Below are 20,071 nucleotides of genomic sequence, written 5' to 3'. Positions count from 1 at the left end.
CTTTGTTATTTGTTACTACTATTTAAATCAGCTCGACCATACGCTAGCTATATAAACATCCGTAAATTTCATCAAGAGCGAGATTGCCATCTCAGTGACGATTCTCAGTAGTAATAAACGTCACTACATTAGGCCTGCGCGCCACGTAAGCCTAATAACCAGCGTTTCATTGGATTCCAAAAAGCTAAATGAATACTTTTACTGCCGTCTTTGGTATGCATGTCACGGGACAGTGGAATAAAGGTTTGATTGTTCGTTCCGCCAAAATCTAGAGGAAGAAGATGATGAATTTCGGTTTGTTCTGCGATGCGGCGATCCCATGCTTGATAAAAGGTTTCAACTCTAAATTTATTCGGATGTTGATCAAAGGCAGCCAGCATATTGGCTTTACTGGCCGACTTGTTACCATAAAATTTTGCTTCTTCTGCATTGAACAAATTGCGAATAAAACGCCATTTGCGAGTGCCCGACTGTAATCCTTTTTTGTCACCTGGCAATAACCAACCTTTTTCAATTAACCAAGCAACATTTGGGCTTGTAGGTTCATCACCTCGCCACCAACGCCTTTTCGTAGTACCAAACGCGCGGCGATGCTGATCATAGGTAGTGGCTTCTTCTGGGTTGCCGCTATCTACTATGCCGACTATTCGCGGCGGCGTTGGGTATTTATCGCTAGCTTCAGAAATTGTGTATTTGACACTTTGTTGGCTACCAACAGCTTGTTTCACATACTCGTTATCTCGCTGAAATCCAACTTTACTCAGAGTAACTTGATTTCCGTTGTGTATCGCATTGGTAAACTCCCCTGAGCGTCGCTCTCTGGAATATTGCCTGATGAGCAATGTGTCACTGGGATCTAAAACATCTACGATGTCAGGCATATTTCCTGCCACTTGCTGCTCTGTAGCGCCGTTTGCAGCCTTGCCTGAATTTTCATCTAGTTCAGGATTAATTTTGGCAAATATCCACCAACTTCCATTTTTTATTCTGGGGATTAATTGCTGAAATCCATAGCGCTCTTTAATTACCCTCAATGCTCGAACAATAACAGCTTCCCCCAACCCGTTGGTTGGTAATCTTCGCACAATGGCTTTAGCCGCATCTAAACCTCGTCGTAAACGAATGCGAGGATCTCTGGGCACACCGGCTTGCATTATAAAGCCACCAATTCTTCTGGCTTGCCGTACCACCCAATCAATAGCGCTATTCAATGCACGATCTATTGGTGCACGAATACGCGTTAGAATTCTACTAATATGACCAGAAATTCCGCCTAACCCAATAAAACGTGCAAGAAAGCTAATCGCAAGGCTCAACATGCCTGCCAATGTTTGTTCAACTCTAGCAGCTGCTGGGGCTAATCTACCTGCTGCAATATCCATAATGGAATTAAGAAAAGATTGCGCAACTTGGATTATGGTTCTCATGCGCTCAACAAAAAACATGATGGTGTTGTAAATGGCCATGATGGCTTGAATAAATGCACCAGCTGGATTCAACATAGATATGATGCGGGTAACAGCAGATTGAACCACTCGTTCCAACACAAAATTCATAATACGTTCAATGGCAGTATCTCGTAAGTTAGCCAGAGTCTCTTTTAATTGCTCCCATAATGCCATAGGACCTTCTGTTACCAGCTTTCTTACAATATCGAATCCTCGCTCCATAGCAGTCACTGCGGGCTCGCCCACTTTCGTCACCAGTTTCTGGCGAATTCTTTGCCAAGTAACACCTAACACACTAAGCACAAATTTGATTATTTCGGTCAATGAAAATGAGGTCGGAATATGCACGCCGGTACCTGCAAGAGAACCTGTCAACCAATTGATAAACCCTGTTCGCAAATGGCGTAAAAATCGTTGGGCAAATTGTCTAAAGCCTAAAACGCCGGCTCGAATAAGGTTTTTCACAAAGTCAATCGGGTTTCTAATAATAGACATTAGCGACCCTCTAGCTCTGCGAAGATAGGGCATCATCCCTGGCGCTAGGACTTCAAAAATGATTTTGAGTAAATCTGCTACTGTACCACCAGCCCAGCGAATAAAATTAATAGCAAAGTTTGCAAAGGTGCCCAAAATCCGAGCAAAAACCTCGGGAATGTTAAGTAAATCTGCAACGCGTAGTGCCTCGAATATTCGCATTAGGGTGAGTGGAATACCCCTTACCAAACGACTTATTCCGGCCAAAGCAGTTTGAAACCAGACCCAAGCTCTAGGAATAGCATTTGCGCGCTTTATATTTTCCCACACTTCTTCTTGCCCAATAAACTTCATGAAGCCACCGATAAGATTTTCAGGTGAGCGCTCAACAACTTCATCAGTAATAGGGTTTCGTCCTAGCACCGCGCATAATAAATCCCAACCTCGGGTTTGGGATGCCCATTGTGCGAGTGGGATCAAAACCGCGTCTTTTATCATCTGTTTAATAGTGTTGAACAGGTTCCGAGCAAACCTGACGATTCGATCTATAGGTTCAGTAAATATGCGTTTAGCCCTTTGCCAAACCCCATCCAAATCGAAAATATCGCTCCAACTTAAACTGTCTAAAAAACGTGATAAAGAGCGAGACAAGCTGTCATAGGTGAGATTTAAACTGTCTAGTTGTTCGTTAATCCAATTACCGGCTCGTTCGAAAAGGCCATAGCGGTCCAGCACCGTGGTAATGATAATACCGCCGGGTAAAAACTCGACCACGGCCCTTAAAATATTGGCTGCGCTTCTTTCAACTCTGCTGCCACTAATAGGATTTCTGCCCAGCAATATACATAGCATGCGAAAACCAGGAATGAGATAAGCAGCATCTGCAAAAAAGTCCAAGGCGTCTTGAACACCTAAACGTTGAATACTAGGTTGCGTTCTGTGAGTAACCTCTGCTTTCCGTGATAATGCTGGAGAATTAGTGGTTGCGGAAGACTTATTAGTAGTTTTTGCTGTAGATTCTGTTTGCTTGGTGGTAGATTGCTGCTGTTGAGGCGCGGCACCTTGCTGAATGCTGTGAGTGAGTTCGTGTGCTATCAGCTGTTTGCCATCTTTACTGTCAGGTTTAAACTGATTTTCAGCAAAAAATACATGCTCTTTATAAGCAAATGCTTTTGCACTCAAACGGCGATTTAGTTTAGCCGCGGTTGTATCCGTATGGATTTTTATCTTACTAAAATCTGCTTTAAATCTGGGCTCCATAAATTTGCGAACCGACAACGGTAGAGGGCTTCCATCTGACATTGCGCGATTTATGTCCGCTTGCACATTGGCTTTCATATTCACGCTGCCTTGGGCTTTACGCGCTAATTCAGGCATTGTTTGACGTTTTATACTGGTATCTTCTTCCTCTTGCTTCTTGGTCGAGATTGCTGGCTGAGAAGAACTTACTGGTGTTTCTTCTTTTTCGGCCATTCGCATGACTTTATCTGCGGTGGCGTCGGCTTCCTTTTCTTCAGGATCATCAGGAGATGAAACTCGCATTGGTTTTAATGCAGCTTTGAAGAATTTGCCTTGAACTGGATCTTTTTCTTTGTCTTTGTTGGCAGCGGAGCGAAACACCACAGACGCGCTAGTGTCAGCACGTTTTGTGGTAGTTTTCGTTTTACTCGCCGTCTGCATCATATGCGTCTACCTTCTTTGGCAAACTCTCGCCTTAGCCCCTGCTCTATAGAGGCTAACCTAATAACTTTCGAGCCTTCGCTTAGGGTCTTCAGGCTACTAAAGCGAACAATGTTCATGATGGTGCCACCGGCTATTTCGTATTTTTTGGCTAACTGCCTTAAATCTACATCATCATCCAGTCTGGATTTTTCTGAAAACGCCCCTTGCCAAATGGCTAAACGTTCAGCTGCACTTGGCATAGGAAAAGCCACAATGCTTTGGAAACGTCGGATAAAGGCATCATCTATGTTGGCTTTTAAATTGGATGCCAATATGACAATGCCATCAAATGACTCTATACGTTGCAACAGATAGCTTACTTCTTGGTTCGCGTATCTATCTTTTGCATCATCCACTTGCGTGCGTTTACCAAAAATGGCATCCGCTTCGTCAAAGAATAAAATCCAGCCTTTATGCTCGGCAGCATCAAATACTTTGGCTAAATTCTTTTCGGTTTCACCAATATATTTCGACACCAACAAACTCAGGTCAATTTTGTACACATCTCGGTTGGTCAAATACCCTAGTAAACTCGCAGAAAACGTTTTTCCTGTCCCCGGCGGCCCATAAAACAACGCCGTGTAACCTGGTGAAAGCTTATTGTCCATCCCCCAGTCTTGCATTAACACAGGGCTATATGTGACCCAATCTGCAATTTCTCTTAATTGACTGAGTAAACTTTCTGGTAATACCAATTCTTCCCATTTGCGAGAGGTCGTAATTTTTTTGGCTGGAAAGTCTTTTCCATAAGCAGGTTCGTAAGGCCCGCCAGTGGTGAGGTGATCAAGCATAGATTTAGGCATGGTAAGAACACTACTGGTCCAAGGTTCTAAAGGCCCTAGCGACTCATGTTCAATAATCCCTTGGGTAAACAGTACGCTGGATAGAGTGAACTCTTGGGTTAGATTGAATCTCTCGTTAAGACAATCGCCACAAAGTACGAATAACGCGGTTTCTATGGTCGGAATAAAGCCACTGTGCCCCTGCGCTTGTAAGCCGCCAAATTCGGTGTGCCCTCGTTGGATATACTTGTTAGGCACAAAAAACACATCTAACAACTGCGGTCGAATGTAGGGCGCAATAACTAACGCAATAACCAGCCTTTGCGCAGCCGTTAGTGAATACTTAGTAATCAGGCGGGCTAAATTAGAGCTAGGATCTAGATCAGGTGGCTGAGCTTTTTCGAATTGAAAATGTAAGGGGCCGCCCTGGTCGTAGAAATAGGCTTGAATCCGCGCATCCAAAACCTCAGCCAACCACAGAAGCTCAAGTTCTAGGGCGTTAGCGTTAGTGTTAGCCTGTTTTACCAGGTTAGGTGAATTGGTAGTGGCATCCATGGGAGTTTCACTGTTGAAATGCTAAAAGGAAGAAAATCCAGTAATACGTCATGGGCTTTTCTGTCTATGCTCAATTGCCAGTATTCTTCTGTGTGTTGCAATAGCCCCTGTCGATGCATAAAACCGGCGCGTAACCCTTGATGAGAGATATTGCCAATTTTTCCCCAATGGGTAATAAAACTGCTCAACAGGTTATCTAAGTCATGAATGACTTTCTGTTCTAATGGTTCTTCATTTAAAGGTAAAAATGTGGCCAGCGGTAATCCCAACAATAGCTTTATGGTGCCTGATTGGTAATCAGGTAGGCTTGCATTGCCAGTGCTCAAATAACAAAGTGCTTTTGCTGCTGTGTTTATTGCCGATGCTTTTAATTGTTTTTGATCATCAAGCCATCCCTGTCCGCTAAATAATCGAGACATATAAGGGTGCAGTAAGATCAGCCCAGCAAAAGGTATCGAAATAATCTCAGCACCTGCTTGTTCTTCATGTGATCTTGGCTGATTAGTTTCAACTGATACTTGTGGAGTATCCAAGATTTGAGACCGCGCGATAGAATCAGGCAGCGAGTTGGCATCAAGGCTGCTAATTGCATTAAGAAGCCTTTTTTGAATTTGCTGTAGTTCAGATTTTGCGCTAACGCCTTGAACATTTTTGAATAGAACTGAAATAGCTCGTTCAGCTTGATCGAGGGAGCGCTTATCCAAAGTAGTTAATTTGGGCGCAGTAAACACTAAAAGCAAACTAATAATGTCGGAGTGCGTTGTTGATTGAGTATGCTGTTCGAAAAATCGAATCAATAACTTAGCCGTTTCTTGATTTATCAACTCCGAATTTAAGATAACAGTTAACAATTCAAAGTCTTCAGTATGGGTTATAAGCAGGTGTATCCAGCGCTCCCGCATGCTTTGCAAATGAATTTTCTGGTTGCAGTTTTTGACCGTTTGCTGATTTTTAAATAGTCCTTTCCATTGGCGTTCAATATCATTATCGGTTTGGCGATACCATGGCAAAATCCCCTCAGATAAGTAGTAAAACAACACATCAATTAGATTGTCTTGATTACTAAAAGCCTTTGGTTTTTTGGTACTAGCATTTCTATCAGCTTTGCCATTTTGGTTGGTCAAAATTTCACTAAATTCACCAGAAGCTAGATTGCTAGTGCTCCTAACGGCATTTTTTACGCCTTCGATTTGGCTTAACAGTGCTTTTTGAATGGCATCTAGTATGGCTTCACGATCTTGCATTTGTGTATCAGCCAGATCAATATCTAGATGTAAACTCGGAATGAACAACCAATCCTGTACCGGCATTTCTTGATCCAGCGTATGACTCAAAACGCTCTCGAGCTCAGGCACGCTGGACTGCAAGAGTTGGCGCAATGCAAAACCATTGTTTGTAGAATTAACAGAAGCGTTAAATCGCAAACGTTTAACGCGGTGCAAATTAGAATCCAAAATTCGCACCTAGTACATTTTTTAAGTTCATTTTAAAGGTCGCATTTTGACTGTCATTCGCCACATTTTCGACTTCAGCTTTTACCATGTCGATGGCTTGATCATTACCTGAAAGGGACTTACCCGTTTTGCCTAAATTTGCAATTACTTGATTGCCTTTGTCAGCGGAAATGCTGGTATTGGTCTCTACATACTTAGCTACAAACACCATGTCTTCAGCCATTTGTTGTTGTTTTTGTTGCTTTCTTGACTCAAGAGCTTGTTTTTCGTTTGCCGAAGACGCTCTTGCGATCCTGTCATCTAAAAATTGTATCTCTTTTTCAGCGGCTGCCATGCTGGACATGGCACCATCAACCAAAATATCTTCTATGGGAATGTAGTCACCGGGAATCTGAGGCGTGATTACAGATGTCTCTGGCATATAAATATCGCGCACTATGCCTATAGAATCTCTAAACACATCAAGGTAATTAGTATTACTGGAAAAGCGCTCGTCGACTTGCTGAGTAACAGAAGAACCAAAATCAAGGAAACGTTTGCCCAAGGATGGCGCTACTTGAATGCCTGGCACCCGCAACTGATCCAATGGAAACTCAAATTTAGGTAAACTGGGCAATAAAGGCACTCGCTCCACGGGCATAGGAATATAGTGAGATAACATGCCAGTACCAACAATAGTGCCACTTGAGTTATAGACCAACACGAAAGTTCCTCCGCGCACTACCCCATTGCTGACCTCAAACCCGGGAAACTCACTTAAAAATGAGGGTAATTGAGATTTTTCTTTTTCTGTTTTTTCGTCATCATCCGCCAAAATATCTAACCAATCGATCCAGCGGATGGTTGGACTGGTAATGATTTGATCAAACATAGTAGGAAAGTGGGTGGTAGAAACACTGGCTACATCGGACTTGAACATACCTGCGCTCTTTACCACCGCAGTAAGATCGGCTTTGAACATTGTCTTTTCTTCAGTGTTCAATTTATCTTTTTTAAGCAATGACATAGCGCTAGTCGCTTTGCTTCTTATTTCGTTATCTCGGGTTTGTACTTTGTCGCTGAGATCTATATCTTCCCCGTCTACCAAGGGTTGTTGCTGGGATTTTTCCACCACTTCATTTTTAAATTTGGTGCTGAAATTCGTCACATCTTGTAACTGATAACTGAGATCCTTTTTGAACATGTGCTTCAGATGGCCGAAATTATTGGTGAAAGGTCGAATAGGAATAATGACATCATTGAAACTGCCTTCAATGAGTACGCCAGTAACTGAAATAGGCAGGTGATATTGTTTTATTAACTGCTTCAACTGACTTTGTGTAGCTGAAAATGTCTTGCCTAAAACCCCCTCAATTCGATAGAAATCAAACCCAGATTGGCGTCGTTCAAGGGGAGCTTGAGCACCACCTCTGGGGTTATTTTTATCTGCATTGTATCCTAACAAATAGCGAGTTTTATTGCTTTGTGTTGCTGCGTAATCCCAAAGGTTAAAGGTATTTTCTCCGTAATAGCCGGGCAAGCTAGGCTCTACGTGACTTGAAGGAGTAATTTTAAGTGCACTGATGCGGGTCCAACCAAAACTGGCGAGAAGCTCTGTCAGTTTATTTACATAAAAATGCACAGGTTGCATGGCTTGTCTTGCATGAATAGGCGCCGCGATAAATTCAGAGCGCAATCCTTGGCCACCAATAGTTCCCAACAGAAGATGCTTACTTCCGGAATCTGCGCCAACCAAAAGTCCCGGTCGCACTTCTTCTAATGCATCTATTAATGCATTGTATGTGTCACAGAGGTCACTTAAAAACTCGTACAAATATTGATTTCTAGCATTTTCTGTTTTCGATTTCGCTAATGCGGCCTGAAGCCGGCCGGCCCAAGTTTCACTGGGGTTGCCATCAAAGTAAGGGTATAAATAATCTTTGTAGTTCGGCCAGAATGATGAAAAAGCTGCATTTAATTGTTTGCCAATATTGGCACACTGCTGACGTACTCGGCTAAACCATTCTGTTTGCGTATCAATTGAGGCATTAAAGGTTATGCTAGGCGGATATAAGCGCGCTACTTCTTGTTCCGAAGGGTAGGCAATTAAATTCGGCGAGCGTAATAGTTCTGCGTAGTTTAAATCGATAGCAAGTACTCGCATACGCGTATGATAGGTGCGACTACCGTTGTCGCAATTTGTGCCAGTACATATATCGGTATCTTCAATAACGCTTTCAGCAAACAAAATAAACAAGCAGTTTTGAATTGCTATATCGAGTTGTGAAATAGGGGCTGCTTTTGGATCATCAGCACCGACTTCGACTAACTGATACAAGGGGAGTCGCTTTTCAGCGTTCATAAAAGGCGGATACTCGGGTCCGTCATCAGGAAATTCCTTTGCACGATCAAATCTGATCGGAGCGTAATTTGCGAACAAGTCACCATCACGGGTGATACCAACGCCTTTACTTAGAGAGCATTGAGTATTAGTGGCGCTTACCACTAACCCCTCAATTATGCCGACACCACTTAATGCGGTGCGGGTTAGCCTAGTTTGATCATCTAAATAGTCCGTAATGCTATTTAACTGAGAATCAGTTAACACCTGATCTTTGGAGAATACCGTGTACTGCTGCGATATTTCTTTGAGACTTGTTATGACGCTACTCATGTTGACTCCTTAAGTGTCCCTAACGCAGTTCTTCCAATCACAAATCCTGTTTCGTCAGAATCGCAATCATGAAGGTTTTCAACGGGATAAATATTGTGTAATTGTTTAAGTGCTTCTAGCAAAGCGAGCTTTTTCTTGCTTGCATTGGCTTTTGCAGTACCTTGAAAAACCGATAGCCAATCTTTATAAGCGCGTTCTAACAGCGCCATTTGATCTTTCGCTATCCAGCAAATTTTGGGCATGATATGGGCAGGGACTTCACTTCTAATCACCCCTTCGCAATAGCGCCTAAAATCCATGTTACCCAAGCGCTTTCCATATCCGGGCAGAATAATGTGAATTTGATAGGAAAAAGGGTCTACACATTCTGTGCATGATTGATCCAGACACACTGGCAAAGTAGAATCTTGGTCACTATCGGGTAACAACCACCAATGCTCGAAGATATACATACCTTCATCGCTATAATTTATAGTCAAATAATCAATAACTTGGCGGATAGCCCGGCGGCAATCTCTTAAGGTTCTAAAATACTCTATGCGCCTAGCAACAACCTCTTGCGTATCGTCCACAATGTTGAAGTAATATCGATTATCAACCGTCTTAGCGATCACATAGTTTTGAGCTTCCATACCAAGTTTAATGGCGATGCGCATTTCTTTTTTGGCATCATTTTTTGTGAGGTAATTGGTACTACTACTGAGCAATATTTTGTCATCGATTTTATTGCGGATACGGAAGCGAAATTCATCATCAGGCGTGGTGTCTATCTCAGCATAAATATCAAAGGCGATATCACTAAGGTTCCGCCGAGAGTGATTACTGATCCCTAAAAGACGGCACAATCGTTTGGCTAAACCAGACACGTTATCTGTGTTCCAGACCTCTTGTTTAAGTGACAGATTATGACCTAGACTGCGATTTTTGCTGACCTCGGGTAACGCATTGTAAAAATCAATTTTATAACTCAGTGTTTTTTGCCAACTGGGTTCAAAGGCGTTTAACATGATGGCTGTAAGGCCGGTCATATCCTCCCCGAATCTGGCTACCATGAAATCCATGAAGCGGTTGCGTCGTTCTAAATCAATATCTATGTTTTGCACTAGCTGCTGAAGATTTGAAAGCGCTTGCGATTCAGTGCCATATAGCTTTTGCCAATCTTCAATACTCTGGGGAATTTGGGTGAAATAACTGTTCACTTGGTCTTTGTCTAAAGACAACAGGTCTTTAATATGATGGGTTTGGGCAAGAAAGTTTGCCGCCAGTTGATCAAAGAAAGATAAGAATCCTCTTAATTGCAACACTTGCGCTTTACGCAATTTAGTGGCATTGGCGCCCAAACCGGCTTCGCTGAGCCCGTATACTGCGGGAAGATCCCATTGCACGCTGTGATAATCAATAATTTCTCTGTTCTCAGAAAGGGGCGCATCTAATGAGTAATCAACTCCTTGTTGGCTAGCGTCTTGGAGATTTTTAAGCAACTTTCTATATTCGGTTAACGCGATAGATTTATCGTAAAAGGTGGGTAATTCACGCTTATAGAATGCAAGATTACCTTGTTGTGGTTTAAGCAAAGCTTGTTTGTCTGGTTGGACAGGAATCACCCAAATGTTTTCCAAAGGCTCTGTTGTCCCTTCGGGATTTATGATCAGCTCTTTGACTGCAACCACGCCCGGTAAATCCATGATGATATTGATAATATCAGAGAGGCGTATGTGAGTTTTAAGCGCGGAATTTGCAATATCTTGGTCACTGATATAGCCATGCTCCAGTAGGGGACCATTGAACAGCGACTCTGACCAGTCAAGCTTATCTACTGTTTCAGAGGGCGTTTGGTGCTGTATAGGTTGAAGTAAATGTTGTTGCACACTGAACCAAATATCAGCGCTGACTTGTACAGGATCAGCATTTTCTTCAATTTCTATATCTCCACACAAAATAAAACCCTGTTTTGCAACTAGTTCGGGGGGATAGAACCATTCACAAAGGTTGCGATTTGCTGCTAATTTATTTGCAACCTCCGATAACACCTGCTCTTTTTCTGCTTTATTTAAACCTTCTGCCAGAAGGATTTTGACCTGATAACCACCAGCCACCTTAATTTCAGTAATGGTTTTACCGCTTCTAGTTGAAAGAGTGACTGATTCATCTAGACTGTCATAGAATAAATTAACGGTAGTTGGAATGAGCCAAGCATTGTTAACATTAGGTATATCAACAATGAGTTTTCGATAATCGGCTTGAGTTAACGGCGCCGAGGGTAAAATAACGTCTGGGGCAGGAAAATGTTGGTTGAGCAGATGTTGTTTGCCACTTATATCTGCGTGCTCAATACCGTCCACCAAAATATCCGACACAGACCAGTCAGTTTTATAGGCCAACTCAGTGGTCAAATAACTTAATACTTCCCAAAAAGTGATGCCAGGATCATGTTTGTTATAATCGCTCCACACGTCCCGACTTAAGGCAATTAGTCGTTCAATACCTTGGTTATAGATATGCACTGGATCTAGATTTGTGTTTGCAACCGCTTTGCTATCGAGGGTGTATTCAGTCATCTGTCACCTCCGTAATAAGATGCTCAGATGCCGAAGTTAAAATCTGATCCGGCGACATTGCCTTCAAGCTATTAGTATCTTCATAAAATGCCGAACCGTCTTCAGACGCTTGCATAACCACTTGGGTAATAAAGTCAACATATGGCAACTCTTCGATAAAATCCATTACCACTGACTTAAATACCCTACCGCCAAATTTAGGACTTGATAATGTATCTTCAGCATTTGCAGAATCATTGGTCCAGGGCGCAAATAAACTCACCAATGCATCATTTAATTCTTGTTGATAGAAATTAAAATCTATCCCTGGCATAAAACGCACTTGAAACTGCATTCTTACATAAACATAGCTTGGATTAACCACATGAAGCTGCGCCTGCATGGCAGATTTTTGTAGGAGTAAATCTTTGATAGATTCGAGCGTGTGAGTACTTACTTTTGGTGTAAGAGGCTCTGAGGAGCTCTCCATTTCGACATAAGGTACAACCAAAAGCGTAATGTGTTGAGGTGCTTGCCAATGGCCGGGGCGAGCATGAGGTAAAGCCTTTACTCGATGAATCTGTGGGAAATTGGCCAATATCATAGACTCATAATCCCACAACGTAATTGCTCTATCTTTATGTCTTAATCTAGCTGAAACACGAGCTGCAAAGTCATCATCAGACTCTACAGACTGCCCTCCAAATCCAGCAAAGGGTTGTTCGATTTTTTTAATGGCAGAAACCGTTTTCTGCAGTTTTGAAATTGCCCCACTTGCAATCTTAGTGGCATTCATCTGCGCCTCATCCTGCACCGCTACCACTTCAATGGCGTTGGCAAAAATGTCTTCCAACTGGCATACCGACGCAGCAGACCCTGTGATAGCTAATTTAATCCAAAGGTACCCACTGGGCATTAAGCTGTGTTCAGTAGTAGCCTCTTTTGGAAAAATAACTCTGACAATACCAGTGGTTTGCAGGCCTTGAGTGTGGTCAAATATCAAGGATTTTTCATCTAGCGGTTTAAAATAATTATCACAGAGTACCGACCAAGTAATATCTGCTGGTACTAAACTGGGATTAGCACTTCCCTCTACCACTTTAAAGAGCAACTGACAGCTATCTCCCGGCTGTAAATTCTCTAACCCAAGCAACAAACTTCCTTTTTCAGTTTTATAGGGAAATAAACTCACTCGCGGATCTACTGCAAACGGCATTTGGCTGCGCTGATAGCTATGTTCGCGGCGCTGTCCGAAACAGTCTAGGTGATAAAAACGAATTGCGTCGTTAGCAAAATCTGCCGACTTGCTTCCTGCGATTTTTACACTTTGCGTATAGGCTTGATAATCCACTGAAATTGCGCCAATTTCAGGCGTGTAGGGCTCAGACACTATGCTTGAATCTACATCCTTAGCGGCCATGACACTTTTCACATAAGCTTTACGATACTCTTCGTGGAAGAAACTTTTATCTAACACAAAACTCAAACGTCGATTGTATTTTTTCTTAGTTTTGCTGGTATTTACCGCGCTGAACATCGGAGAGATTAGCGAAATTTGTCCATAGCGTTTTTGCGCCCACAGACTTTGATAACTGCCTAGAACACTGGTGTAGTCTAGGAAGTTTAGAATTTTAGGTCCTATGGGAGGGTTCTCTGAGACTGTGATTTGCTGTTGCGCTCTAGCATCCGAAGTGCTGAACAAACTGACATTTCTCTGAGATAGGTTTCTGTTATTGCCGTCCACCACACTAGCATCAGCGGTAAAATACTCGTTACTGAGTAATTCAGGCACATGGGTTTCATACTCGTGATAAGCGGTATAAATAGAAGAAAGATATCGAGGGGCTTTTTTCCACTCAATGTTAACCTTAACTTCAGCTAGGCGTTTGCTAAAGATTTCGTCGCTAGTAATTGAAAATTCGCTTCCGGCTTTAGGATTAGTACCAAAGGGAAAAAAAGCACTGTTGGTGGAAACGAGACCAGCGTCAGACTTGGCTTGAATATTGGTAACGCCGGTCACATCCACGCGCAGTTTGACTTCGTCAATGTGTGCTTTGTATATTTTTGACAAAAGAGGATGTGTTGATTCGCTATCAATAGTGACTTGAACTACTGGTGCATTAGCGTCTAAAGAAAATCCATGCAAATCTTGCGAATAATTGACAATAGCCGGCGCTTCAACATCTAACCTGACAGTTAAGGTTAATAGATTACCTTTGGCGACTGCAGATGCGAACACTCCTTGTGTCCAACCCTCTTCGCTACTAAGGTAAACCTTAAAAACGCTGTCAAAGTTCGTCTCATTCTTACTTAATGTGCTAGCAAGCGTTAGCTCAATGGAAATCTCGCGCTCTCCTTCTGCTAAATTGAGCAACGAAGAGGAAAGCGCAAATCCTATTTCACAGGCAGTGAGGTCTTGATGACCAAACCCAGACCAGACCTTTTTATCTTCTGGAAAATCTTCCCCCAATCCATCGAAAGAATCTGCAATGGGTGCAATTTTAATACCTGGTTTATCTAGGTCATCAACATAAATAGTGCGTTTTTCAGCGATTTGGCCAAGGTTTATGACAGTGTCCATAGTAGGGTTGGCCAAGATGGGATTATTGAACTCATCTTTACCTGCTAAAAATGCTTGCTCGGTGGAAATGAGTACAGGTTGGCTGGCGTTTTTTAAACTGATTATCACATGGGCATGATCTGGACTAGCCTTGTTTTTGCTGAATCTCAGTACGTCTTGGTAATAGTAATTCACATAGGAATTAAGAAAGGTATTTTGTTGCTGAATAGGCCCTTCAATCAATTTTTCAACGAATACCTTGAGTAGACTCAGGTGAGGTGAAATCTGTCCATCATGCTGCTCAAACCAAGATTCAGACTGGCCCTGTGCAAAATCGAAAAAATTTCCCCAATTGTTATCTGTAATTTCAGGATCGTTCGAATAGAACTTAATTTTTGCTGACAACTCCTTAATAAAATCAAAATATTCAGCTTCTTGGCGCTCATCGATTTTTACGTAGTCTGAGGCCAATCCTTGGGGCAGCCTCTGCGGTCGGCTACGACCTTGTTCAGGCAATAAAAGTTGAACGATATCAGGCGTTTGAAAGTTCTGTGACATATGACAAGGTCCCTATCAAAGCGCTGGCGAAACTTCGGTACCGTCATGCAAATAATATGGGTACACTAAGTTAAATCGGGAGTTGTTGGCACGTACAACATAATCTATTTGGATAACCAATTTTCCCTCTTGCAGCATGCTATCATCTAGAAAAACGTCGATGACATTTATTCTGGATTCGTAGACTAATAAGGTGCGTTTGATTTTGTCGCGCAATAACGTACGAGCGGTTGTATTGAGATTATCGAATAGTAAATGTTGCAGGTTCATACCGTATTTGGGTACTAAAAATCTTTCTCCTTGGGTTGTGCCCAATAAAATTTTAAGACTATCTTGAATATCTTGCTCATCCTCAGACATTAAGACTTCTCCGCTCGTCGCTGAAAAAGCAGGAGGGAATTGCCAACCTCTACCTAGAAAACCTTGTCCATTCATACCCTGAAGTCCTAATTTATTTTTACTAATGAGCCTTTAATTGTAGTTACTGCACCACTTTCTACAGTTGTCATTGCGCCTTTAACTTGCAAGTTCGAAGCACTTTCCATGGTCAAATTAATGCCAGCCTTAATCATTACATTTCCATCCGCATTGATAGATAAATCTGAGGCGCTATTAATTTCTATGCCACTTGGGGTCATACCGTAAGAGTTACCATTTTCATCAGTTAGCAAAATGCCACTTTCATCCTCGCTGATATCAAGCTTGTTTCCATTTGGCGTTGCTAAACTTATTGCGACTTTTTCTTCATCAAAGGTGATGGACTGCCCGCTTCTCGTCACCCATGTTTTAATATTGTTTTCTGGCTGAGGAGATTCAGTAGCGGGATGTGCACTACTATGCAACATGCCCAAAATCACGCCTTGTCGGCTATCATTTTGTAAGAAGCTAAGCACCACTTCGTCATCAATTTCTGGGCGCACAAAAAATCCTCTGTCAGGTCCAGCATCTAAGCTCGCTATTCGTACCCAAATGCCATCCGTAGTCTCATCTAACATAGGGAGTTTTACTTTGACCCTGTATTCATTTTCCGGATCTTCAATGTCGACTACCTTGCCTATCTGTAAGCCTGAACTGATTTGGTTTGAAGTATCTTCTGGTAACTCTATTCCGCCAACTTGAAAATATGTGCGCCAGCCGCTGACCGTATCTAATTCGTGGCGAATACCTGTGACCAAAGAATGCCCATTGAATGCCTGACTCAAACCCATCAGATTCACAATGTCACCGGGCATAACATCGCTCACGCCTATGGTTTTTAATGTACCCGAGACTCGATTGACCGCATTGTAAGTGGTATGGGCGCTTGCCAGTTGCTGTAACTCTGAATCTGAAGTGGCAGGTTTTCGAATGTATGACATATCTCCACCGAGGGAGTCAGCAAGTGTACTTGTGCTGTAATTGCCCGGCTGTTCCCCAAACTCATTGCGACCTGTTCGAAAGGCGATGGCTTGATTTTCGCTTTCCCATTTCATCGCTTCTATGGGAGATTTTTGGCTGCGGGCATCCGTGCTAAGATCCGCACTTAATAGAGTGGCACCATATTCTAAAGTTAGCTTAGGCTGGTCGTTAACTGCTGGCGGTTTAATGACAAGCTTATCACCTTGGGTAAAGAGCACTAAACCTGATGCAGTTAACCGAGAAAGACAATAATCCCAGTCGGTTTCATCATATTGTATTAGCTGCTCATGATAGAATTCTTCTAATATATCGATTTCGGTTTGAATGCCGTGCTGTGAAAATACTTCCTCTATTACATCTTTGTCAGACAAAGACTCAAAATAACGCCCCTGTTTGTGCAAGGTCATCTTAACCGCTTGGTGTTTGCACGTGATCACTAGTTGAGGGGATTTACGCTCATTTACTTTGACTTGCTGTCCAACAATCACACCTGAAAATAAGGTCGTGTTTTGTTCTGAATCCCCTGCTTTTATTTCTAATTGGCGACCGAATTCAAACAGACCTTCTGAGATAATAGGAAAAGAACCTGTAGACGCCTCACCATCTTGAAACACGATTTTAGCGTGGGCGATTTTATTAGCTTGAGCGACCACCGAAACAGCCAATAAGTTGTAACTGCGAGGCACCAAATTTCCCTCTACGCTGATGGTAAACTCACGGTGATTGATACTGATGGGTAAACGACGTTGAGTACTAATAGCTATTTCTCCAAAGGAGGGAATAACAAACGTGTTCCCGGACTAATATTGCGAAATTGATGCAAGGCGTTAAGCTTCGCGACCTGGGTATAAAGAGCCGCATTCCCATAGATCTCATGACATAAGTTAGGTAACGAATCCCCGGCTTTAAATACCCTGCTATGGGTCAAATCTGGTGATTGATCTTGCGCCAAAGCAACTCTGGTTTGATCGTCAGAATTGTCAGTAAAGGTTGCACTTATAACAGCGCGAAGAGGTTCACCACTGCGCTTGAAAAGCTTGTATGCAATAGAAGCCGATTTTAAGATGCAACGCCTTACCGTTAAACTGCCCCAAGCGACAATAAGATAATTAGGTCGATGAATATCTCCGTTGTACCCTGTGGTAGATTGGAAGGCTTCTATTTGCGTTTGAACGTCAATTTTCTCTCCGCTAGCGCCGGTTCCATCAAGGAAAAGTGTGACATTAAGATCACCAGGTTTGATTTGCTTAAAATCCATGCGGCTATTGGTTGTACCGCTGCCCTGAGCACTGTCGTATTCCATTTCATACGCCAACGTCAGTTCATTTGGGTTTACAAAAGCACTGAACTCAGAGAGTTTGTCTCCTGAATAATCGGCTTCTGCAAATGCCTGAATTTTTAGTTTTTCTAGTTCGCCTTTCATTAAAATTACCTAGTGTTAGGGTTCTTGCTGCTGGCGGAGAATCTCCATCACCTGTTCGACACACTCTTCAACTATTTCTTTTTTTGCTTGAGGATTTTGCCCTGACCTTGCGGTTGATCTTGGCGACCCTCGGTTGTCTACATTGATGGAAATAACAACTTCGTCGATGATAAGGGGCATACTAATCCTGCTTAATGCTAAAAAACTTGTAGTAGAACTGCAGCGATTCCACCACATAGGTATTACTGGTGGCGGAGAAATCACTGATTGACCATTTCACTGGATAAGCACCTACAAGGTACCAATGCATCAAAGGCTCATGCTCTTCGTTCAATAACTTAAGACTGATATTTCTTGGCTCAATATCGAAGTCTTCTATGCATTGCGCTATCCAATCAATCATTTGCGATTGTTTGAGTAAACCTCGCTTAAGGGTGAGTTCGGGATACTTGGTTCGCACTGGATACTTTTGCGTAAAGCGGTTTTGACCGCCTTCAGCAATTTCTTCCGTCGCCATCTCAACATTCAGCCCAGAAACATCGGTAAACCTTGAATCTGAACTATTGTCGAATCCCATCACTTCAACCGAAAAATGGAAACCTACTGGTGGATGATAGGCGGTCATTCGTTTTGCACTCTCAAGCCTTCATGAGCTAATTCAATAGACTCAATGGCGACTTCGTTACCGGTAGCTTTGAGTCCAGGCCCTTCGACTTTCACTGGAAAAGCATTATGCACCTTCCACGACATGACGGGCTCATGCTCTTCATTTAGCAGTGATACTACGATATCGCGACGTTCTACTTTGTTTAGACTGACCGTATTCAGCCAATTGAAAAAATCGTTATCACCTTTGGTAACGCCTCGTTTTAGGGTGATGTTGCTGTACTTTTTCAGTCCAGGCATTTTAATCGCGGAAAATTCTAAAAATGTGCCGTCTCTGTACTCTATGGGTTGAACTTCTTGCGTCAGGCCTGACACTTCGGAAAAGCCGATGCGGGTTCCGCCCCACTGAACCGCGAAATGAAACACTGGCAATGGATATAATTCTGACATTTTATTAGCTCCGTTCTTGGTTCAATGGATTAAGACGTTTGAAGTTTGTGAGAAAACTTCAACACAATAAATTCAGCAGGACGAACAACTGCCATGCCTATTTCAACGTTCATGCGACCTTCCAATATATCTTGAGCATTCATGGTGACACCCAAAGCACAACGTACGAAGAAAGCGTCATCGGGCTTTGCGCCAACCAAAGCGCCTTCGCGCCATTTTTGATTCAGATAAGCCTCGATCATGCCGCGCACTTTTACCCAAGTGTTGGCATCATTCGGCTCAAATACTGCCCAATAGGTAGATTTCTTCACTGACTCTTCTACCGTATTAAAGAAACGTCTCACTGAAACATATCGCCATTCATTGTCATTTCCGGCGAGAGTGCGAGCGCCCCACACTAATGTACCTTTGCCCATAAAGCTGCGAATAGCATTGATAGATTTCCCGGTAGCGGCATCTACATTAAGAGAATCCTGATATAGAGTGTCGGTTTTAATTACAGGGGAAATAACATTGTTAATGCTGACATTCGCGGGTGCTTTCCAAACGCCTCGATTGGCATCTGTCATCGCATAAATGCCGGCAACGGCAGCGGATGGCGGCAGAGTCACGTAGGCTTCTTTGATTTTGTTCATGACAAAGTTGTAGGCTGCAGTTTGGGATGTTTCTATAGTGCCAAGTTGCGCAGCTGCATCCGACCCAACAGTGACATTAACGTTGGACTTATCCGCTTTTACCTTATACACCATGCCGGTTTTTAAAAACGGATAATATGCAGCCCCGTATTTTAGGTGATTATTGCCGAAGTAAGACCGATTTGTGTCAAGCTGACTGCTATCTAATTTGGTATCCCCGTCAAAAATATCAAAAATAGAGAACCTGTCTTGTAGCGTCGCACATTGCAATAACATGGCTTGTACCAAGGCTTGATATTCGGTCGATCCCAAATTCACCGATTCAGGTACCACTAACAATGTGGGTTCGTCTTCATCCTGAACCGCTTTTATGCCATCTAATAAGCCGTATCTGACATCAATATCTGCTGAATCTGCTTCACCTTCATTGCTGATATTGGGTGAACTTTGATAAAGTCCGACGGAAACCACGTAACATTTCCCGCCGCCATTATCGAAGAACATTTTCATTGCATACCAAAGCAAATATTCAGCAGTGGGTGGCGTAAATGAAGAGGAAGTAAAGGTATCTCCGCTTGCTTCGATACTAATGGCAATTGTATCGTAATAGCAGTCACCAAATAGCTGTTCAAACTCCTTCATTGAGGTAATTTGGGTCGGTTTTAAAATTAAATCATTGTCCGTACTTTTGGTGGCTTTTTCGGTGTAACCTACAAAAGCGGGAATTGCCGTTTCCACCTCAGCTACAGAGGGAGGAAAAACCGGTATTTCTTCTATATAAACATCTGGCGTTTTGTATGCTGGCATAGATGACGC

Annotated in this window: 13 protein-coding genes; all 13 read right to left on the bottom strand. The window is 42.7% G+C overall.

The window, feature by feature from the left end; all coding sequences use genetic code 11:
* Window positions 1-128: 128 nt before the first annotated feature.
* Window positions 129-3,605 carry an eCIS core domain-containing protein gene (locus tag ACNKW3_RS03070; RefSeq protein WP_427397798.1) on the bottom strand — a complete coding sequence of 1,159 codons (3,477 nt, stop codon included), beginning with the start codon at window positions 3,603-3,605 and terminating at the stop codon, window positions 129-131.
* The gene (locus ACNKW3_RS03065) at window positions 3,602-4,981 is read right to left on the bottom strand and encodes an ATP-binding protein (protein WP_427397797.1); all 1,380 of its coding nucleotides are present in this window, start codon (window positions 4,979-4,981) and stop codon (window positions 3,602-3,604) included. The genes ACNKW3_RS03070 and ACNKW3_RS03065 overlap by 4 nt, the downstream gene beginning before the upstream one ends.
* Complete coding sequence (locus ACNKW3_RS03060; protein ID WP_427397796.1) at window positions 4,948-6,435, bottom strand: contractile injection system tape measure protein; 1,488 nt, start codon at window positions 6,433-6,435, stop codon at window positions 4,948-4,950. Before ACNKW3_RS03060 ends, ACNKW3_RS03065 begins: the two co-directional genes overlap by 34 nt.
* Window positions 6,425-9,088, bottom strand: coding sequence for a hypothetical protein (locus ACNKW3_RS03055; protein ID WP_427397795.1), 2,664 nt, complete (start codon window positions 9,086-9,088; stop codon window positions 6,425-6,427). The genes ACNKW3_RS03060 and ACNKW3_RS03055 overlap by 11 nt, the downstream gene beginning before the upstream one ends.
* A complete protein-coding gene (locus tag ACNKW3_RS03050) occupies window positions 9,085-11,646 on the bottom strand; it encodes a hypothetical protein (protein ID WP_427397794.1) in 2,562 nt (853 codons plus the stop codon). The genes ACNKW3_RS03055 and ACNKW3_RS03050 overlap by 4 nt, the downstream gene beginning before the upstream one ends.
* A complete protein-coding gene (locus ACNKW3_RS03045; protein WP_427397793.1) occupies window positions 11,639-14,743 on the bottom strand; it encodes a hypothetical protein in 3,105 nt (1,034 codons plus the stop codon). Before ACNKW3_RS03045 ends, ACNKW3_RS03050 begins: the two co-directional genes overlap by 8 nt.
* 15 nt (window positions 14,744-14,758) lie before the next feature.
* A complete protein-coding gene (locus ACNKW3_RS03040; RefSeq protein WP_427397792.1) occupies window positions 14,759-15,178 on the bottom strand; it encodes a GPW/gp25 family protein in 420 nt (139 codons plus the stop codon).
* 11 nt (window positions 15,179-15,189) lie between these two features.
* Window positions 15,190-16,827: a type VI secretion system tip protein VgrG gene (gene vgrG, locus ACNKW3_RS03035; protein WP_427397791.1), complete on the bottom strand. Its 1,638-nt coding sequence runs from the start codon at window positions 16,825-16,827 to the stop codon at window positions 15,190-15,192.
* Between the two features lie 74 nt (window positions 16,828-16,901).
* A complete protein-coding gene (locus ACNKW3_RS03030) occupies window positions 16,902-17,564 on the bottom strand; it encodes a peptidoglycan-binding protein (RefSeq protein ID WP_427397790.1) in 663 nt (220 codons plus the stop codon).
* A 15-nt stretch (window positions 17,565-17,579) separates the two neighbouring features.
* Window positions 17,580-17,744: a DUF5908 family protein gene (locus tag ACNKW3_RS03025; protein WP_427397789.1), complete on the bottom strand. Its 165-nt coding sequence runs from the start codon at window positions 17,742-17,744 to the stop codon at window positions 17,580-17,582.
* A gap of 1 nt (window position 17,745) precedes the next feature.
* Complete coding sequence (locus tag ACNKW3_RS03020) at window positions 17,746-18,189, bottom strand: phage tail protein (RefSeq protein WP_427397788.1); 444 nt, start codon at window positions 18,187-18,189, stop codon at window positions 17,746-17,748.
* Window positions 18,186-18,620 (bottom strand): phage tail protein, encoded by a 435-nt coding sequence (locus ACNKW3_RS03015; RefSeq protein ID WP_427397787.1) that lies wholly within the window; start codon window positions 18,618-18,620, stop codon window positions 18,186-18,188. Before ACNKW3_RS03015 ends, ACNKW3_RS03020 begins: the two co-directional genes overlap by 4 nt.
* A gap of 29 nt (window positions 18,621-18,649) precedes the next feature.
* Window positions 18,650-20,062, bottom strand: coding sequence for a phage tail sheath family protein (locus tag ACNKW3_RS03010; protein ID WP_427397786.1), 1,413 nt, complete (start codon window positions 20,060-20,062; stop codon window positions 18,650-18,652).
* Window positions 20,063-20,071: the final 9 nt, after the last annotated feature.

Origin of the sequence: Glaciecola sp. 1036 (assembly GCF_050306235.1) — a bacterium.
Classification (GTDB): Bacteria; Pseudomonadota; Gammaproteobacteria; order Enterobacterales; family Alteromonadaceae; genus Glaciecola.
The sequence above is the reverse complement of the archived record's forward strand: the minus strand, read 5'-3'. Positions and strand labels throughout refer to the sequence as shown.

Excerpts from the sequence above, each read along its gene's own strand:
- ACNKW3_RS03020 (WP_427397788.1), bottom strand. The coding sequence starts at position 18,189 with ATGACCGCCTATCATCCACCAGTAGGTTTCCATTTTTCGGTTGAAGTG.
- ACNKW3_RS03070 (WP_427397798.1), bottom strand. The coding sequence starts at position 3,605 with ATGATGCAGACGGCGAGTAAAACGAAAACTACCACAAAACGTGCTGAC.
- ACNKW3_RS03055 (WP_427397795.1), bottom strand. The coding sequence starts at position 9,088 with ATGAGTAGCGTCATAACAAGTCTCAAAGAAATATCGCAGCAGTACACG.
- ACNKW3_RS03050 (WP_427397794.1), bottom strand. The coding sequence starts at position 11,646 with ATGACTGAATACACCCTCGATAGCAAAGCGGTTGCAAACACAAATCTA.
- ACNKW3_RS03025 (WP_427397789.1), bottom strand. The coding sequence starts at position 17,744 with ATGCCCCTTATCATCGACGAAGTTGTTATTTCCATCAATGTAGACAAC.
- ACNKW3_RS03030 (WP_427397790.1), bottom strand. The coding sequence starts at position 17,564 with ATGAAAGGCGAACTAGAAAAACTAAAAATTCAGGCATTTGCAGAAGCC.
- ACNKW3_RS03045 (WP_427397793.1), bottom strand. The coding sequence starts at position 14,743 with ATGTCACAGAACTTTCAAACGCCTGATATCGTTCAACTTTTATTGCCT.
- ACNKW3_RS03015 (WP_427397787.1), bottom strand. The coding sequence starts at position 18,620 with ATGTCAGAATTATATCCATTGCCAGTGTTTCATTTCGCGGTTCAGTGG.
- ACNKW3_RS03040 (WP_427397792.1), bottom strand. The coding sequence starts at position 15,178 with ATGAATGGACAAGGTTTTCTAGGTAGAGGTTGGCAATTCCCTCCTGCT.
- ACNKW3_RS03010 (WP_427397786.1), bottom strand. The coding sequence starts at position 20,062 with ATGCCAGCATACAAAACGCCAGATGTTTATATAGAAGAAATACCGGTT.
- ACNKW3_RS03065 (WP_427397797.1), bottom strand. The coding sequence starts at position 4,981 with ATGGATGCCACTACCAATTCACCTAACCTGGTAAAACAGGCTAACACT.